We start from the raw sequence: 16816 nt of genomic DNA on the forward strand, positions 1-16816 counted from the left end.
ATGTTGTTATCCCTAGAACCGCGCGGCCAGCAGTCGCGCGCCATGCTCTGGTTCTCGCCGCTGCTCGCGGCCGTGCTGACGCTACTCAGCGGCGCCCTGCTCTTCGCCATCCTCGGCCACCCGCCGTTGGAGACGCTCAAGGTGCTGCTCATCGATCCGGTGGGCGACCTGTATGGCATCTCGGAACTGCTGGTCAAGGCATTGCCGATCATGCTCTGCGCGCTCGGCCTGGCGGTGGTCTACAGCGCACGTATCTGGAACATCGGTGCCGAGGGCCAGCTGCTCATCGGTGCGCTCGCTGGCAGCGCCGTGGCGGTCAACATCATCGATTGGGAAAGCCAGTGGGCACTGGTGATCACGCTACTAGCAGGCACGCTCGGCGGCGCGGCCTGGGGCGCGCTCTGCGCCTGGCTGAAGACGGCATTCAACGCCAATGAAATCCTCACCAGCATCATGCTCAACTACATCGCGCTGAACTTGTTGCTGTTCTGCGTACACGGTCCGCTGAAGGACCCGGAAGGCTTCAATTTCCCGGAATCCGCCATGTTTGGCGACGCTACCCGTTTGCCACAAATCGTTGAAGACCTGCGCGTACACGGCGGCCTTTATTTCGCGCTGCTGGCGTTCGTCGTGGTGTGGGTCCTGCTGCAGCGCAGCTTTCTGGGTTTCCAGATCAAGGTGCTGGGCCTGGACAAGCGTGCCGCCGGCTTTGTCGGTTTTCGCGACAAGTGGCTGGTCTGGATTACCCTGCTGATCAGTGGCGGCCTCGCTGGTCTGGCGGGGGTCGCGGAGGTCACGGGCCCGATCGGTCAGCTCGTGCCGCAGGTTTCGCCAGGTTACGGCTATGCGGCGATCACCGTTGCCTTCCTGGGCCGCCTGCATCCGCTGGGCATCGTATTCGCCAGCCTGCTAATGGCGTTGCTCTACCTCGGCGGCGAGAACGCACAGATGGCCGCCAACCTGCCTCAGTCGATCACGCAACTGTTCCAGGGCATGGTGCTGTTCTTTCTGCTGGCGTGCGATGTGCTGATTCTTTATAGGCCGCGCCTGAAAAAATGGCGCCGCACGCCGCACTCCGCACCGCTGGCACAGGAGCCTGTTTCGTGAGCCGCTTTCATTTCTGCTTCTCCCAAGCCATCTGCCGCTCGCTGTGTGAGGCCTGATCCATGGACATTGATCTGCTGACCAACATCTTCTACGCCATGATCCGAACCGGTACGCCGCTGCTGCTGGTCGCGCTCGGCGAACTCGTCTGCGAAAAGACCGGCGTCCTCAACCTCGGCCAGGAAGGGATGATGCTGTTCGGTGCGGTGATCGGCTTTATGGTCGCGTTTTCGACCGGCAACCTCTGGCTCGGCGTGTTGTTCGCCTGCCTGGCCGGCGTGCTGCTCTCGCTGCTGTTCGCCATGGTCGCGCTCGGCTTCAACGCCAACCAGGTCGCGACCGGGCTAGCGCTGACGATCTTCGGCGTGGGGCTATCCTCCTTCGTCGGCGCAAGCTGGGTAGGCAAGCCGCTGGCAGGCTTCGAGCCAATCGCCATCCCGCTGCTCGCCGACATTCCGGTCATCGGCCGGATGCTGTTCGCGCAAGATCTGTTGGTTTATCTGTCCTTCACCCTGTTCGCCCTGGTGGCCTGGGTGCTGCTGAAGAGCCGCGTCGGCCTGATCATCCAGGCGGTAGGCGAAAACCCCAACGCGGCCAGTGCGATGGGTCTGCCAGTGCTGCGCGTGCGCACGCTCGCGGTGATGTTCGGCGGCGCCATGGCGGGCCTCGCCGGTGGCTACATGTCGCTTGCCTATACCCCGATGTGGGCGGAGAACATGACCGCCGGCCGCGGCTGGATCGCGCTCGCGCTCGTCGTCTTCGCCAGCTGGCGGGTCAGCCGCGTGCTGCTCGGCGCCTACCTGTTCGGCCTCGCCAGCATCCTGCACCTGGTGGCGCAGGGCATCGGCCTGGCGATCCCCGGCAACTTGCTGGCAATGCTGCCCTACGTCGCGACGATTCTGGTGCTGGTGATCCTGTCGAGGGATGCGGTCCGCACACGCCTCTACGCACCAGTATCGCTTGGCCAGCCTTGGCAACCGGGGCACTGACGGCACTGCGAGACTTTTCGATGCAGGGATGGGCATCTCCGGTTCGACGCGATGCCCATCTGCGCCGCACGCATCGCCACGGCACCGCCAAGGTTCGGCTATCCTCCCCTCCCCGATCCAGAGGAGAGCGAAGCAATGTCCAAAACCGTACTCATCATCGGCGCTTCACGCGGGCTGGGGCTCGGCCTGGCCAGACAGTTCGCCACCGAGGGCTGGCAGGTCATCGCCACCGTACGTAACCCCAATCGCGCGGACGCGCTGAAAGCGGTGCCGGACGTGCGGATCGAATCGCTGGAAATCACCGACGACGCCAGCGTCGCGTCGCTGACCACTCGACTGGAAGGCACGCGCCTCGACGTGTTGTTCGTCAATGCTGGCATCTCAGGGGCACGGACCCTCAACGCTGACAATGCCGGCGCTGAGGACGTTGGCGACCTTTTCCTGACCAATGCCGTCAGCCCTGTACGCCTCGCCAAGCGCCTGCTGCCCTTGGTGAGCCCCGAAACCGGCGTGATCACGTTCATGAGTTCGGTGATGGGCAGCGTCGAGGCGGGCCCGGGCATGGGCATGCCGCTGTATGGCGCAAGCAAGGCGGCACTGAACCATCTGACGCGTACCTTCGTCGCTGAGCTCGGTGAAGGAACGCGCTTGACCGTGCTGTCGATGCACCCGGGCTGGGTGAAAACCGACATGGGTGGTGACGAAGCGCCGCTGGACGTTGAAACCAGCTGCAAGGGCATGGTCGAACAGGTCAGCCGTGCGATCGGGCAAGGCGGCCATGTCTACCTCGATTACCAAGGCGCCCGGCTTCCCTGGTAAGCCCCGTAAACGACGATGCGGGTGGCAACTTTCGTCACCACCCGCATCATCCGTTTCAGACTGACCCGCCCAGGCGGGACGGCGTCAGGCCTTGGGCAAGGTCACGCCGCGCTGGCCCTGGTATTTGCCGCCGCGGTCGCGGTAAGAGGTCTCGCACTCCTCGTCCGACTCGAGGAACAGCATCTGCGCCACGCCTTCGTTTGCATAGATTTTTGCCGGCAGCGTGGTGGTGTTGGAAAACTCCAGCGTCACATGGCCTTCCCACTCGGGTTCCAGCGGCGTCACGTTGACGATGATGCCGCAGCGCGCATAAGTGCTCTTGCCCAGGCAGATGGTCAGCACGTTGCGCGGAATGCGGAAGTACTCGACGGTACGCGCCAGCGCAAAAGAATTCGGCGGGATGATGCAAACATCGCTCTTGATGTCGACGAAGCTTTTCTCGTCGAAATTCTTCGGATCGACGGTCGCCGAGTTGATGTTGGTGAATACCTTGAATTCATCCGCACAGCGCACGTCGTAGCCGTAGCTGGACACGCCGTAGGAGATCAGTCGTTCATTACCCTCGGTGCGCACCTGGCGCTCCACGTAGGGCTCGATCATGCCGTGCTCCTGGGCCATCCGGCGAATCCACTTATCCGATTTGATGCTCATGGCGGGCGTCCTGATCTCTGCTTGGCGGTCTATGAAGGTGCGCGCATCTTACCGAGCCAAAGGGGCTGGTTAAAGCCCGCGCGCCGGGACTGTGCGCCGCATATCTGACGCTTTGGCTGGAAACTGAAAATAATGCTCGCATTGCGTCAGAAATGGAGTATCTTGCGTTGGCTGCTGCTGCATGTGTCACCGTGAATCGCTACATGTTTAGATTTCGATCCGATCATTGCTACGACTCCTTTAACTCCTTGCACACAGTCACCGTTCGGGGTATTTGCCCGTTCAACAAACTTCTACATTGTTCAAGGAGACATTCAAATGTCTAATCGCCAAACCGGTACCGTTAAGTGGTTCAACGATGAAAAAGGCTTCGGCTTCATCACTCCGCAATCCGGTGACGACCTCTTCGTACACTTCCGCGCCATCCAGGGCGACGGTTTCAAGAGCCTGAAAGAAGGCCAGCAAGTTTCCTTCGTCGCTACCCGCGGCCAGAAGGGCATGCAAGCTGAGGAAGTTCAGGTTATCTAACCTGAAGCTTCTTTAAGAAAAGCCCCGCTTCGGCGGGGCTTTTTTATGCCTGCGATTTGGCGTCCAGCCAAACGACTCGCGGCTTACCGGAGGCCCGCCTCCCGCTGAAACGCAAGGCAGGCGCCCCACCGACCGAGTCAGTCGTCGGTCACCATAATGTTCGGCATCGACTGCGCGACGATCTGCCCGCTCTGGGCAATTCGCGCGCCGACCCGGCGGGCCATCTGCTGATAGATCATGGCGATCTGGCTCTCCGGGTCAGCAATCGTTGTCGGCGCGCCTGCATCGGCCTGGCTGCGAATGGCCATCGACAGCGGCAGCGAGGCCAGCAGCTCGACATTGTACTGACCAGCGAGCTTCTCCCCGCCGCCCTCACCGAACAGATGCTCAGCGTGGCCGCAATTGGAGCAAATGTGCACCGCCATGTTCTCCACCACGCCCAGTACGGGAATGTTCACCTTGCGGAACATCTCCACGCCCTTCTTGGCATCGAGCAACGCCAGGTCCTGCGGCGTAGTGACAATGACGGAGCCGACCACCGGGACCTTTTGCGCTAGCGTCAGCTGGATATCGCCGGTGCCCGGCGGCATGTCGACGACGAGATAGTCCAGGTCGTCCCAGGCCGTCTGGGTGATCAGTTGCAGCAGCGCGCCCGACACCATCGGGCCACGCCAGACCATGGGCGTCTTGTCGTCGGCGAGAAAGGCCATCGACATGATCTGCACCCCATGGGCCTGCAGAGGAATGAACGCTTTGCCGTCGCGGATCTCGGGGCGCGTACCCTCGGGAATACCAAACATGATGCCCTGGCTGGGCCCATAGATATCGGCATCCAACACACCGACCCGTGCGCCTTCGCGGGCCAACGCCAGCGCAAGGTTCGCTGCCGTCGTGGACTTGCCAACGCCACCCTTGCCGGAGGCGACCGCGATCACGTTTTTCACGTTGCTCAGCGCAGGCACCTGGTCCTGCGCTTTGTGCGAGCGGATCACGCAATCGACCTGCACGTCCGCGCGCGTCACGCCCTCGAGCCCTTCGATGGCCATCGCCAGCATCTGCGCCCAGCCGCTACGGAACAAACCGGCGGCATAGCCGAGTTCGAGCTGTACGCTAACACGATCCCCCTGGACCTCGATCGAGCGGATACAACCGGCACTCACCGGGTCCTGGTTCAGGTTAGGGTCGGTGTACTGACCCAATACGGCTTCCACCGCTTCGCGTGTGACGGTCATGACTGCTCCCAAGAAAAACCAACCAAAACAGACGGGCATCTTACCCCGCTGCACCCGCCGCGGCCCAATACCGGCATCCGGCGGCAACAACTGCGCCATTCGACCCGCGCGTACCGCGCCAGTGCGGATGAAAAATAACGCCTGCACCTTTATAGTTACCCGCTCACTTCGCCACCCCGACTGCAGATTTCCCAATGTCCGAAGCTCGCCAGATCCTCGTTACCAGTGCCCTGCCCTACGCCAACGGTTCGATCCACCTTGGCCATATGCTCGAGTACATCCAGACGGACATGTGGGTGCGGTTCCAGAAGCTGCGCGGCAACCAGTGCATCTACGTCTGCGCCGACGACGCCCATGGCTCGGCCATCATGCTGCGCGCCGAGAAGGAAGGCATCACGCCGGAACAGCTCATCGCCAACGTCCAGGCTGAACACAGCAAGGACTTTGCCGACTTCCTCGTCGACTTCGATAATTTCCATTCGACCCATTCGGACGAGAATCGCGAGCTGTCCGAATTGATCTACACCCGCCTCAACGAAGCCGGCCACATCGCCACCCGCTCGGTGACCCAGTACTTCGACCCGGAAAAGGGCATGTTCCTCGCCGACCGCTTCATCAAGGGCACCTGCCCGAAGTGCGCCGCCGAAGACCAGTACGGCGACAACTGCGAGAAGTGCGGCGCGACCTACGAGCCCACCGACCTGAAGAATCCGCGCTCGGCCATCTCCGGCGCCACGCCTGTGCTGCGCGATTCCAAGCATTTCTTCTTCAAGCTGCCCGACTTCGAGGCCATGCTGAAGGAATGGACCCGCGGCGGCAGCCTGCAGGAATCGGTCGCCAACAAGATCGCCGAATGGCTCGACGGCGGCCTGCACGAGTGGGACATCTCCCGCGATGCGCCCTACTTCGGCTTCGAGATCCCGGGCGAGCCGGGCAAGTACTTCTACGTCTGGCTGGACGCGCCAATCGGCTACATGGCCAGCTTCAAGAACCTCTGCGCGCGCCGCCCGGAGCTGGATTTCGATGCCTTCTGGAAAAAGGACTCGACCACCGAGCTCTACCACTTCATCGGCAAGGACATCATCAACTTCCACACCCTGTTCTGGCCCGCCATGCTCGAAGGCACCGGCTTCCGCAAGCCCACCGCCGTCGCGGTGCATGGCTACCTGACGGTGAACGGCCAGAAGATGTCCAAGTCGCGCGGCACCTTCATCAAGGCGCGCACCTACCTGGAACACCTGAACCCGGAGTACCTGCGCTATTACTACGCCGCCAAGCTTGGCCGCGGCGTGGACGACCTGGACCTGAACCTCGAGGACTTCGTGCAGAAGGTCAATTCCGACCTGGTCGGCAAGGTGGTCAACATCGCCAGCCGCTGCGCCGGCTTCATCCACAAGGGCAACGGCGGCCTGATGGTCGACCGCAATGCCGCACCGGAGCTCAGCGACGCCTTCCTGGCGGCCGCGCCTTCCATCGCCGAAGCCTATGAAAGCCGCGACTTCGCCCGCGCCATGCGCGAAATCATGGCCCTGGCCGACCGCGCCAATGCCTGGATCGCCGACAAGGCACCCTGGGCCCTGAACAAGCAGGAAGGCATGCAGGATGAAGTGCAGGCGATCTGCGCCACCGGTATCAACCTGTTCCGCCAGCTGGTGATTTTCCTCAAGCCGGTGCTGCCGAACCTGGCCGCCGACGCCGAGCGCTTCTTGAACGTCCAGCCGCTGGGCTGGGCTGACCTGCGGACACCGCTGGCCAACCACCAGCTGAACGCCTTCACCCCCCTGCTGACCCGTATCGAGCCTGCAAAAATCGACGCCATGATCGAAGCCTCCAAGGAAGACCTCGCCGCCACCGAAACCACCGCGCCTGCTGGCAACGGTGAATTGACGAAGGAGCCGCTGGCTGCCGAGATCGCTTTCGACGCTTTTGCCGCCGTGGACCTGCGCATCGCGCTGATCGAGAAGTGCGAGTTCGTCGAAGGCGCCGACAAGCTGCTGCGCCTGACCCTCGACATCGGCGATGCCAAGCGCAACGTGTTTTCCGGTATCAAGAGCGCCTACCCGGACCCAAGCATGCTGGAAGGTCGCCTGACCCTGTACGTCGCCAACCTCGCCGCGCGCAAGATGAAGTTCGGCGTCTCCGAGGGTATGGTGCTGGCCGCCGGCCCTGGTGGTGAAGAAATCTACCTGCTCAGCCCGGACAGCGGCGCCAAGCCCGGCCAACGCGTCAAGTAATGACGTAGCATGAGAAGCCCGGCGCAATGCCGGGCTTCTTTTTCGATTCCAACCAACCGCTTCACCACCCGGAGCCGGTTATGACCCATACGCCCGATCCCAGCAGGCCGTTGAAGAACGTGGCCGAGGCAGGCAAGACAAGGCAAAAGCAGCCGGACACGCGGACCGGGCTGGCCTGCAAGTCAGGTGCTCTAAATGAACATTCCGGGGCTGTTTTCAACGACGTATCGCCAACGCAGGTTGCTTTTCAGCCTCCTGCTAATCGATGTCCGGTTTGTGGCGAGCCGAATCAATGCAGCCTCAGCAACCCCGCGACCGCCACGCACGCATGCTGGTGCTTCACCACCGAGATAGTGCCCGAAGCCCGCGAACGGATTCCGGCAGATGCACAGAACAAAGCCTGCATCTGCCCACGCTGCGCGCGCGGTGAGCTGCCTGAAAAACCCTGATGCGCCTCGACCGCTTTCTCGCCAACCTCCCCGCCTGCAGCCATCGCCAGGCGCGCCTGCTGCTGGCGTCGGGCCGCGCTTCGGTAAACGGGCAGCCCGTACGCGACGGCACCCATGACATCCGTGTGTTCGACCGCATCGAGCTGGACGGCGAGCTGTTGCAAGCCGGCAAACCCGCACGCTTCTACATGCTGAACAAACCCGCCGGCTGCGTCAGCGCCACCGCCGATCCAGCGCATCCCACCGTGCTCGACCTGTTGAACGAGCCTGACAAGGCCGAGCTGCATATCGCCGGCCGGCTGGACTTCAACACCACGGGCCTGATGATCCTCACCAACGACGGCCTCTGGTCCCGCCGCCTGACTCAGCCGGAAAGCCTGCTGGGCAAAACCTATCTCGTGGAAACCGAAGACCCCATCGACCCGATCTGCGTCGAGCGCTTCGCACAGGGGCTGTATTTCGGCTACGAGAACCTCACCACACGGCCCGCTGAACTCCAACTGCTCGGCTCGCGCCAGGCGCGCCTGACCCTGCATGAAGGCCGCTACCACCAGGTCAAACGCATGTTCGGCCACTTCAACAACAAGGTCACCGCCCTGCACCGCGAACGCATGGGCCCGCTCACCCTCGACCCCACCCTCGCGCCCGGCCAATACCGCCGCCTGACGCCAGCAGAAATCGACCCCATCTGAGCCAACCGGCGAATAGTCTCGCCAACCGCTTCAACTCGGCCCCCGCTTCTGGTAAAAAGGCACCCATCGCGGGCGTCGTATAATGGCATTACCTGAGCTTCCCAAGCTCATGACGAGGGTTCGATTCCCTTCGCCCGCTCCAGATCAGAAAAGCCCTGCACTTGCAGGGCTTTTTCGTTTAGGGTTTGGCTTGTTTCGGCTGGGGGCGATTAGTGGGCTTAGCGGAAAATAAATCTGCCCCCTTTTTGATGCTAACCAAAGCGGTAGGCGAGCGGTGGTTTTCTTTAAAACGCTTAAAAGCTAGCATCTGAAACCACCACCGAAATTGAAATCTAAAAGCAAATAAAAATAGGCACAAAGCCATATAACGCCAACGTTCACATTACTGACAAGCAGGATCGTCAATGCCAACTGAAAAAGCAAGGATCAGCATCTATGACATATCAAAGTGCGGATATTTTGAGTGGGGTGAAAAAACACCGCGCTTTGGCGATATAGAAGATATTTTGGCTGATCTAGCAATATGGGCAAAAGGAAAGCCCCTTGTTGCAACCAAGACCTACGAGCAGCAAGACTATACAGAACTCAACCCAACCTATCTATTGGACATAAAGAACAAGGGAAGCAACTGGCTCATAAAAATCTGGAACGAAACGCCATCAACCTCAGGCAATGTACATTCCGTAATGGGCGCCTCCAATGTTGGAAACCCTACGGTTATTGCAAATAAAATTGCAAAAGGCAGCATTCCTGGATTTGCAACATACTTCTGGGTCATGCCTAAAGAAAACATTTTTGCAAGCGTCGGATTTCAACATCTCATAACAGGCCAACCAGCATTTCAACAGTATGTCGAATCGTACATGCAGGCTTTTTCTAAATATGTCGTGCATGCTAAAGCGCCAGCAAAGGGAGTAGACATAGAAATCTTAGGGTATCGAGCAAAAAACACTGCGGACCCTGAGGATCTATCACCCAAGTTCCATACGAACCTTTATAGAAAACCAGGCCCACACATATATCTACTACAGAACGTAGACAAAATAACAAGGGCAGTGAAGAAAACAAAACTGCAGCTAAACAGGACTGACGACCTGCAAATTTGGCAGCAGTTCTTAAGATGGACTAATATCTCACAGCCACAAGCGAAGCCCGCAGACTTTATCAATCTTCGTTACATTATTGGTGCAACCATAACGAAGCCAAATTTGCAGCAAATAATTAAAGAGTGGAAAGACAATACTGACCGACAGTGGGACGACTACGGCTTTGTCATAAAAGGAAGCTCGAAGGTCCATTGGCTCAGCCATGCTACCGCTCGCGGAGAATTTGAGCTCGACGTCCTGAGAGACAACGACGAGATCATCAACACTGACTCCTTAATAAACGCACTTACCAAGAGAAAGCAAGCCATACTCAAATTACTATCATGAGAAAGCCACTGAAATACATAGCCTGGATTACTTCAGTAACGCTGGCCTGCATTGCGGGCTGGCTAGGCTCCGAAATCCCCTTTCATAAACAATGGCCTTTGTTTGAGGCCTTGCGTACCACGGCTTCAATTATCTTCGCAGTTGTGGGAGCTTGGATTGCCATTGTCTATCCCGACAGGCTCCGCCTCTCGTTTTCAAAAGGCACTCAGACAAAAAACAACCATAACGGCCTTAGCCAATTATTTTCCCCTATAGTTCACTCAACCACCATCTTATGCATAATCCTATTGATAGGAGTTACTGCTCCAATCTTACAGACAATTAACGTACTGAATGATTACAGTAAGCCACTACGCGGCGCTTCCTATTTTACGCTGGTTACGCTTACATTATGGCAGCTCTGGACGGTCATCTTAACCCTAATACCAGCAGATGCGATCAAAACCATTTCCGAAAGGGACGACGAGCATCAATCACTCGTCGACGGCTATACCAATCGAAGTTCAAAACTTTAATTCAATAATCAAACTCACGCTCGAGACAATCGACTTTCGCAGCAGCCAAAAAAAATAAATCATGCCGTAATGCTTTTAGCGGGACACTTGGCATATACAACGCATTAAGGAAAAAACAGTGGATGTTTTCGGGTGGATTATCGTTTTCGCTATTGTCTTCTTCATTTTCCAAGTCAAGAAGAAGCCAAAATCCAAACCGTTACAAGCGGCCACCGCGCGCACCATGGAAGGAGCCAGCTAGGAAGCAAGAGCCGACGTTTACTGGGACCGCCAGCGCTCAGCCTCAACCGCAGCAACCACAACAAGCGCCACAGTCAGCCCAACCGAGTCGCAAGATCGCCGCGGACGGTTTTCGCTACGACCCAGACGGCGAATGGCCGTTTCAGAAGCGGAAGCTGATAACCGCAACGGAGACAGTCCTGTTCGAGCGCCTGCGGCAAGCATTGCCGGATCACTACATCTTTACCCAGGTTCAGCTATCGCAACTGGTGGCGATCAAGAAAGGCCACAGCTTCAAGATGTGGTTCTCCCGCATTAGTCAGATGAGCGTTGATTTCGTGATCGCGGACGAGTTCTTGAACACCATTGCGGCTGTCGAGCTGGACGATAAATCGCACTACTCGGACAAGGATCGACACAAAGCCGATGCCAAGAAGGACAAGGTTCTAACCGCAGCGGGCATTCGCGTTGTGCGCTGGCGTTGCGAGATCATGCCGTCCGTAGAGCAGATCGCCCTTACTTTCCCGGAGTGCAAGCGCGCACCAGAGCCGCAGACGCCAGGAGCGGTTCCGACGCCAACCATCGAGCCGGTAATGCAGCCGAGCTCAACTTCGGAGCGGGTCGAACCTACTTTCGACAGGCCGGTGTAGGTCGAGCCACGCTCACCATCGCATCCGGGTTGATCGACTACCGATGGGCTGACCGCATCTAGCGGTCTGTGCGCTCTTGACGCGCTGGCGAAGCGACTCGAAATACCAGTCGTTTGCAGGCTCCACTAGCTTTGATTGAACGCCCTCAAGTAGCTGTCGACGCAGTTGTTCCTGATCCATCCGAATACCTAGCTGTCGATAAAGTGTCGAAATCACTGTGCCGAATTGCCACGAAACGAGCAGGCGAGTCGGTCACGAACCCCGTAATGACACGCTTTGAGCCGAATCGACACACCAAGCAAAAGGCTTCGATTCCCTCGCCCACACAACTTCCGAAGCGTCCTTAAAGCGAAGCTAGGCGCTCCGCGTTCGTTGCGGGCGAACGAGTAGCTTCGCCCCGAGGACATGCCGTGCGGCTGAACGGCCACTTAGGACCTAATCCCGCGCCGCCCATCACTTGATCCGTTCGGCCTATATCGCGAGGGCGATTGCGCGACAACACTCCTTTTGCTTCGCCTGTGATGTACGGAGCCCATCCAATGCAAACAGGAGAGTTCAATGAACAGATCAATCGCTTTGTCCGCCGCGATCTGGCTGGCGTTAAACGGCCATGCGCTGGCCAACGGGCATGTGGCCGAGGTGGAGCAGACCGGCCTCGACAATCGCGCGGAACAGACGCAGAGCGGCGTCATGCAGCGATCGTTCATCGCGCAGGACGGCGTTGCGAACAGCGCGATCACGGACCAGTCCGGGACCAGCAGCGCGAGCGATCAGGCGCGGGTCGAGCAGATCGGGTCGCTCAATTCGGTCGAGATCTACCAGGTGAACGGCAGCCAGCCAGGCACGGCGGACGCGCAGGTGTACCAGGCGGGCACGTCGAACAACGTCGTGCTCGAGCAGCAGGCCTACCTGGGTGAGCTGGCCAGCACGGCGCGCATTGAGCAGGACGGCACGGGTAACCAGCTCGAGGCCAGGCAGGCCTGGGTGGGCAACCAGCTCGAGGCGGTGTCCAGCGGGCAGGACAATCGCGTGCAGATCGATCAATCCGGGTTCAGCACGGCCAGCATTCAACAGACCGGCACGGCCCACCAGGTGCAGTTGGAGCAGGACAGCGGCGGTCTGGGCGGTGGTGCTGCGGAAATCGAGCAGGACGGCACTGCCAACCAAGCATTCATCCTGCAAATATCCGGACGCTATCCCGCGGCCGACGTGGCCGTCGATCAGGCGGGCGTGGCTAACATGGCACGCATCGAGACACGGGACGGAAACAGCGCGCTCGCGCACACGCAGCGCGGTATTGGAAACGAGCTCGACGCGTACATGGCCGGGCAGAACAGCAACCTGAGCGGGTACTCGGAAGGCGATTACAACCGAGTCTCGACCTCGCAGGTCGGCGATGGAAACCAGCTAGACATCGCGCAGATCGGTGCTTACAACCGGATCGAGGCCTCGCAGGGTTTCGAGGCCAACGAAGCGATGATCAGCCAGACGGGGCAAGGCCACCAGGCCTTTCTGACGCAGTCGCTGGGTAGCCATACGGCCAGTATTGTCCAGACCGGCAACGGCAACCTGGCCAACGTCGTGCAGCAATAGCGGGCAACGCGATCGCCCGCTTACGGCCGGTCGCCGGACCATTCGGTCGCCAGGGCGAGGTGTGGGCCTCGCCCTGGCGAGCCCCGGTCTCAGCTTTCCGGGCAGGCCGGCAGCAACCCGCGGGTCGGTACGCCTTCGTTGCGGGTGAAGGTGCAACCGTACGCCGGATCGGCCACGACACGCGGGTTCAGCACTTCGTCACCCGCCGGCTTGATGCCCTCCTGCTCCCAGCGCAGCATGTCCGCCATGGCCTCGACCTGCTCCTGGTAGCTGAAGTCGCAGTGGCTGGGCGCACGGATCGCGCGTTGCACGAGTAGCTCACCGTTGCCGTTGGCCTCGGCGTTGCGCCGGTAGATCTGCTGGTGCTTGAACGGCACGTAGAGGTCACCCAGGGTGTGAATGCTGACCACCGGGACGTTGAACTGGCCGTTGACCACCGGAATCCAGCGCAGGCCATCCGGGCGGATGCTGTTGGCCGGGGCGTAGCCGATGACGCGGATGATGGAGTCGTTGAACTCGCGTTCCTCGCGGGACATCGCCTTGTTCGTGTCGAACTGATAGCGCGTGGAGAGGTTGCCGGACAGCGAATCGGCGAGGATGCCGTCAACGGTGCCGTCCCGCCCGCCAGTGCCGAGCACGACGCTCTGCAGGCTGGTGCGGAAGCCCTCGGCGAAGATCGGCCGATCGCCACCGCTGAGTTCACGGACAATGCCTTCGAGCTTCTCGCCTTGCGGCGAAGGATCGGTGGGATAGCTGTCCCACAGCGCACCGATGATCTGCGGCAGCTTGGCCTGGAAGTCGGTCGCCGGGAAGCTGGTCGGCCCCTGCCCGGCCAGGTGTTGCGCGGCCAGGGTGAAGTTCATCAGGTACTCGAACTCGTAGACGTCGCCGGTCACGCCGCACATGGGCACCGAGCCGTCGTACACGACGCGGTTGTTGGCCGTCGCGTAGGTTTCGGCCTCGACGGCAGCGGCCGCGACATGGCCGCCCATGGAATGCCCGGTGATATAGGTCTTGCTCGGCGCAGCCTTGCCGGTCAGCTCACTGAAGGCCAGGGCCAGGGCGTTGGTGTCTTCGATGCCGGCGCGTACATCGTAGTAGTTCTTGCTGTAGCTGGACGCCGCCCAGGCGTAGCCCTGCTGAAGCAACCAGGGGCGGATGGCTGGCGGACCGACGGTGAGCTCCGGCCCCTGCCCGCGGAACCCATGAGCGTACATGACGAGCATGCCGTTCCAGTTAGGCGGCACTTCGATCTGGTAGGACGAACCCTGGTAGACGCCGGTCCAACGCTCGCTGGGCAGGCCGGGAATCGCAGCCAATGGCGAAACCACAGGAACGAAGGTACGCGAATCCTGCTCACGTGATTCGCTGTGGGACAGCGGCGGCTTGATGGGTTTGGGGCGGGCGTGGGCATCGGCCGCGACGCCGATCGTACCGACGAGCATCACGCCGGCAAGGGCGCGTGCGCAGGCCGAAGCCAGGTTGCTTGGACGCATGGAGACTCTCCTGATTGTTGTTCTTGTTCTAGCGGTGCGAGCACTGCGTCGAAGACCTGCCGAGCCGATGCCTTGCGCGCTCAGCTAACCGTGGCAGAGGCTACGGGCCTGTCAAACACAACCAGGATTTGGCAGACGACTGGCAGCGAAACCAGCATTCGAAAATGTCCCGACTGCCGCCGCGCTTATGGACGCATCAGCACAACGATGGAGTGGGTGAAGCGGAAGGGCCCGACGTGCAGTCGGGCCTGGTATTGCGGCCGCGTTACGGCGCGGCATGAGCGGGGCAGGACCGCCCCGAGGAGGGCTCAGCAGTTGCCCTTCTTGGCCTGGCCAGGGGGGCAATGAGTGCCGCCGTGGTGGCCGTCGCGGTCGCCGACGTCGACGGCAACGCCCGGCAGGCGCAGGCTGCAGCCGGTCATCAGCAGGGCCGCGAGGGCCACAATCAGCGTGCGGGTGGTCAGGTTATGCAGTGCTTTCATCGGAATACTCCTCGGCTTTCCTGAAGGCGCCTGGCTGGCGCCGTTACGTTTGCAACTATGGCCCATTCGAGCGGCAGCATCCATCTGATCGCAGCAAGCGGGCGCCTGCAGAAGCGGACTCCATGCCGCGCCCTATTCTGGTTTTGGGCGAGGCGATCCCTATCCAGGCATCGCCCTGCGAACGAGGCTGTGATCAACCCGCGCGGTACTCCGCATCCGCTGCGTCGAAACGCTGCTGAATGCTGTCAGCGGGTGCCCTGCCCATCATGCTCACCACGTAAATCGCGACGCTGGCCAGAATGAAGCCGGGGATGATTTCGTACAGGCCCAGGCCAATGAATTCCTTCCAGACAACCACGGTCACGGCACCGACGAGCATGCCAGCCAAGGCACCATTGCGGGTCATGCGCTTCCATACCAGGGAGATCAGCACCACCGGGCCGAAGGCCGCACCGAAACCGGCCCAGGCGTAGGACACCAGGCCCAGCACCTTGCTCTCCGGATTCGAGGCGATGCCGATGGCGATCAGGGCGATCAACAGCACCATGGCGCGGCCGACCCAGACCAGTTCGGTCTGCGAGGCACCCTTGCGCAGGAAGGCCTTGTAGAAGTCCTGGGTCAACGCACTGGAGCTCACCAGCAACTGGGCGCTGAGCGTACTCATGACGGCCGCGAGCACGCCGGAGAGAATCACCCCGGCCACCCAAGGGTTGAACATCAGCTTGACCAGTTCGAGGAACACCCGCTCGCCATTCTCGGTCACCGCGCCGGCCACGGCCGGGTTGTCGGCAAAGTAGGCGATACCAAGGAAGCCCACGGTCACGGCGCCGGCCAGGGTCAGGATCATCCAGGCCATGCCGATGCGGCGCGCGTTGGGAATGGTCTTGACCGAATCGGCAGCCATGAAGCGCACCAGGATGTGCGGCTGGCCGAAGTAGCCCAGCCCCCAGCCGAGCAGGGAGATGATGGCGATGAAGGATAGGCCCTTGAACATGTCGAAGTTCGACGGATCCTGCGCGGCGATGGTGTCCATGACGGCGCCCATGTCGCCCAGCGAGAAGATGACGAACAGCGGCGTGATCAGCAGCGCGAAGATCATCAGCGTGGCCTGCACGGTGTCGGTCCAGCTCACCGCGAGGAAGCCGCCGATGAACACGTAGAGAATGGTCGCCGCGGCGCCAACCCACAGCGCGGTGCCGTATTCCATACCGAAGGTGGACTCGAACAGGCGCGCACCGGCCACCACGCCCGAGGCGCAGTAGATGGTGAAGAACATCAGGATCACCAGGGCGGAGAAGATACGCAGCAGGCGGCTCTCGTCTTCGAAGCGATGTGAGAAGTAGTCCGGCAGCGTCAGCGCGTTGTGGTTGTACTCGGTGTGCACACGTAGGCGGCCGGCGACGAACAGCCAGTTGAGCCAGGCGCCGGCAATGAGGCCGATGGCGATCCAGCTTTCCGACAGGCCGGCAACGAAGATCGCGCCGGGCAGGCCCATCAGCAGCCAGCCACTCATGTCGGAGGCACCGGCCGACAGCGCAGTGACGAAACTGCCCAGGCTGCGGCCGCCGAGGATGTAGTCGTCGAAGTTCTTGGTGGCGCGATAGGCGATGAAGCCGATGAGGATCATCGCCACGATGTAGATCACGAAGGTGATCAGTGTCGGGTTACTCAGGTTCATTTGTATTTATTTCCTTGTGCTGCGGAGGCATCGCTCCGCCTCCACTGACGAC

Annotated in this window: 15 protein-coding genes, 1 tRNA gene and 1 pseudogene; 12 read left to right on the forward strand and 5 right to left on the reverse strand. The window is 60.5% G+C overall.

The window, feature by feature from the left end; genetic code table 11:
• From KXR72_RS09685 to KXR72_RS09695, 3 genes are all read left to right on the forward strand, one after another.
• On the forward strand, positions 1-1107 hold the full coding sequence (locus KXR72_RS09685; RefSeq protein ID WP_437420899.1) for an ABC transporter permease: 1107 nt from the start codon (positions 1-3) through the stop codon (positions 1105-1107).
• Between the two features lie 59 nt (positions 1108-1166).
• Positions 1167-2093 carry an ABC transporter permease gene (locus KXR72_RS09690; RefSeq protein ID WP_437420900.1) on the forward strand — a complete coding sequence of 309 codons (927 nt, stop codon included), beginning with the start codon at positions 1167-1169 and terminating at the stop codon, positions 2091-2093.
• A gap of 135 nt (positions 2094-2228) precedes the next feature.
• Positions 2229-2912, forward strand: coding sequence for an SDR family oxidoreductase (locus KXR72_RS09695; RefSeq protein ID WP_437420901.1), 684 nt, complete (start codon positions 2229-2231; stop codon positions 2910-2912).
• An 84-nt stretch (positions 2913-2996) separates the two neighbouring features.
• Here the strand turns inward: KXR72_RS09695 and dcd are convergent, their stop codons facing one another.
• Complete coding sequence (dcd, locus tag KXR72_RS09700; protein WP_021207353.1) at positions 2997-3563, reverse strand: dCTP deaminase; 567 nt, start codon at positions 3561-3563, stop codon at positions 2997-2999.
• 318 nt (positions 3564-3881) lie between these two features.
• Between dcd and KXR72_RS09705 the strand changes: the two genes are divergently transcribed.
• Positions 3882-4091, forward strand: a complete 210-nt coding sequence (locus KXR72_RS09705) for a cold-shock protein (protein ID WP_003282211.1) — start codon at positions 3882-3884, stop codon at positions 4089-4091.
• Between the two features lie 137 nt (positions 4092-4228).
• Here KXR72_RS09705 and apbC read toward each other — a convergent pair whose 3' ends face one another.
• Positions 4229-5323 carry an iron-sulfur cluster carrier protein ApbC gene (gene apbC, locus KXR72_RS09710; RefSeq protein WP_437420902.1) on the reverse strand — a complete coding sequence of 365 codons (1095 nt, stop codon included), beginning with the start codon at positions 5321-5323 and terminating at the stop codon, positions 4229-4231.
• Between the two features lie 194 nt (positions 5324-5517).
• Here apbC and metG point away from each other — a divergent pair, with 194 nt between their 5' ends.
• The 8 genes and pseudogenes from metG (at position 5518) to KXR72_RS09750 (ending at position 13108) form a co-directional block, all read left to right on the forward strand.
• On the forward strand, positions 5518-7557 hold the full coding sequence (gene metG, locus KXR72_RS09715; protein ID WP_437420903.1) for a methionine--tRNA ligase: 2040 nt from the start codon (positions 5518-5520) through the stop codon (positions 7555-7557).
• 263 nt (positions 7558-7820) lie between these two features.
• A pseudogene (locus KXR72_RS09720) lies at positions 7821-8006 on the forward strand (cysteine-rich CWC family protein); the annotation flags it as partial.
• Positions 8006-8698 (forward strand): pseudouridine synthase, encoded by a 693-nt coding sequence (locus KXR72_RS09725; RefSeq protein WP_437420904.1) that lies wholly within the window; start codon positions 8006-8008, stop codon positions 8696-8698. The pseudogene KXR72_RS09720 and the gene KXR72_RS09725, both read left to right, overlap by 1 nt.
• Positions 8699-8766: 68 nt before the next feature.
• Positions 8767-8840, forward strand: a tRNA-Gly gene (locus KXR72_RS09730).
• Positions 8841-9102: 262 nt separating this feature from the next.
• The gene (locus tag KXR72_RS09735; protein WP_437420905.1) at positions 9103-10131 is read left to right on the forward strand and encodes a hypothetical protein; all 1029 of its coding nucleotides are present in this window, start codon (positions 9103-9105) and stop codon (positions 10129-10131) included.
• On the forward strand, positions 10128-10646 hold the full coding sequence (locus KXR72_RS09740) for a hypothetical protein (RefSeq protein WP_437420906.1): 519 nt from the start codon (positions 10128-10130) through the stop codon (positions 10644-10646). Before KXR72_RS09735 ends, KXR72_RS09740 begins: the two co-directional genes overlap by 4 nt.
• A 122-nt stretch (positions 10647-10768) precedes the next feature.
• Positions 10769-11515: a DUF2726 domain-containing protein gene (locus KXR72_RS09745; RefSeq protein ID WP_437420907.1), complete on the forward strand. Its 747-nt coding sequence runs from the start codon at positions 10769-10771 to the stop codon at positions 11513-11515.
• 558 nt (positions 11516-12073) lie between these two features.
• The gene (locus KXR72_RS09750) at positions 12074-13108 is read left to right on the forward strand and encodes a hypothetical protein (RefSeq protein ID WP_437420908.1); all 1035 of its coding nucleotides are present in this window, start codon (positions 12074-12076) and stop codon (positions 13106-13108) included.
• A gap of 89 nt (positions 13109-13197) precedes the next feature.
• Here the strand turns inward: KXR72_RS09750 and KXR72_RS09755 are convergent, their stop codons facing one another.
• The 3 genes from KXR72_RS09755 to putP form a co-directional block, all read right to left on the reverse strand.
• Positions 13198-14604: an alpha/beta hydrolase gene (locus KXR72_RS09755; RefSeq protein WP_437420909.1), complete on the reverse strand. Its 1407-nt coding sequence runs from the start codon at positions 14602-14604 to the stop codon at positions 13198-13200.
• Positions 14605-14912: 308 nt separating this feature from the next.
• Complete coding sequence (locus KXR72_RS09760) at positions 14913-15086, reverse strand: hypothetical protein (protein ID WP_437420910.1); 174 nt, start codon at positions 15084-15086, stop codon at positions 14913-14915.
• Between the two features lie 193 nt (positions 15087-15279).
• Positions 15280-16764, reverse strand: a complete 1485-nt coding sequence (putP, locus tag KXR72_RS09765) for a sodium/proline symporter PutP (protein WP_437420911.1) — start codon at positions 16762-16764, stop codon at positions 15280-15282.
• Positions 16765-16816 lie beyond the last annotated feature (52 nt).

Origin of the sequence: Stutzerimonas chloritidismutans, assembly GCF_051486945.1 — a bacterium.
In the GTDB taxonomy this organism is placed as follows: domain Bacteria; phylum Pseudomonadota; class Gammaproteobacteria; order Pseudomonadales; family Pseudomonadaceae; genus Stutzerimonas; species Stutzerimonas chloritidismutans_B.

What these genes read in the sequence shown, in the direction of transcription:
- putP (WP_437420911.1), bottom strand. Translation starts at nt 16,764, where the DNA reads ATGAACCTGAGTAACCCGACACTGATCACCTTCGTGATCTACATCGTG.
- KXR72_RS09735 (WP_437420905.1), top strand. Translation starts at nt 9,103, where the DNA reads ATGCCAACTGAAAAAGCAAGGATCAGCATCTATGACATATCAAAGTGC.
- metG (WP_437420903.1), top strand. Translation starts at nt 5,518, where the DNA reads ATGTCCGAAGCTCGCCAGATCCTCGTTACCAGTGCCCTGCCCTACGCC.
- KXR72_RS09760 (WP_437420910.1), bottom strand. Translation starts at nt 15,086, where the DNA reads ATGAAAGCACTGCATAACCTGACCACCCGCACGCTGATTGTGGCCCTC.
- apbC (WP_437420902.1), bottom strand. Translation starts at nt 5,323, where the DNA reads ATGACCGTCACACGCGAAGCGGTGGAAGCCGTATTGGGTCAGTACACC.
- dcd (WP_021207353.1), bottom strand. Translation starts at nt 3,563, where the DNA reads ATGAGCATCAAATCGGATAAGTGGATTCGCCGGATGGCCCAGGAGCAC.
- KXR72_RS09755 (WP_437420909.1), bottom strand. Translation starts at nt 14,604, where the DNA reads ATGCGTCCAAGCAACCTGGCTTCGGCCTGCGCACGCGCCCTTGCCGGC.
- KXR72_RS09725 (WP_437420904.1), top strand. Translation starts at nt 8,006, where the DNA reads ATGCGCCTCGACCGCTTTCTCGCCAACCTCCCCGCCTGCAGCCATCGC.
- KXR72_RS09745 (WP_437420907.1), top strand. Translation starts at nt 10,769, where the DNA reads ATGTTTTCGGGTGGATTATCGTTTTCGCTATTGTCTTCTTCATTTTCC.
- KXR72_RS09690 (WP_437420900.1), top strand. Translation starts at nt 1,167, where the DNA reads ATGGACATTGATCTGCTGACCAACATCTTCTACGCCATGATCCGAACC.
- KXR72_RS09695 (WP_437420901.1), top strand. Translation starts at nt 2,229, where the DNA reads ATGTCCAAAACCGTACTCATCATCGGCGCTTCACGCGGGCTGGGGCTC.
- KXR72_RS09705 (WP_003282211.1), top strand. Translation starts at nt 3,882, where the DNA reads ATGTCTAATCGCCAAACCGGTACCGTTAAGTGGTTCAACGATGAAAAA.
- KXR72_RS09740 (WP_437420906.1), top strand. Translation starts at nt 10,128, where the DNA reads ATGAGAAAGCCACTGAAATACATAGCCTGGATTACTTCAGTAACGCTG.
- KXR72_RS09685 (WP_437420899.1), top strand. Translation starts at nt 1, where the DNA reads ATGTTGTTATCCCTAGAACCGCGCGGCCAGCAGTCGCGCGCCATGCTC.
- KXR72_RS09750 (WP_437420908.1), top strand. Translation starts at nt 12,074, where the DNA reads ATGAACAGATCAATCGCTTTGTCCGCCGCGATCTGGCTGGCGTTAAAC.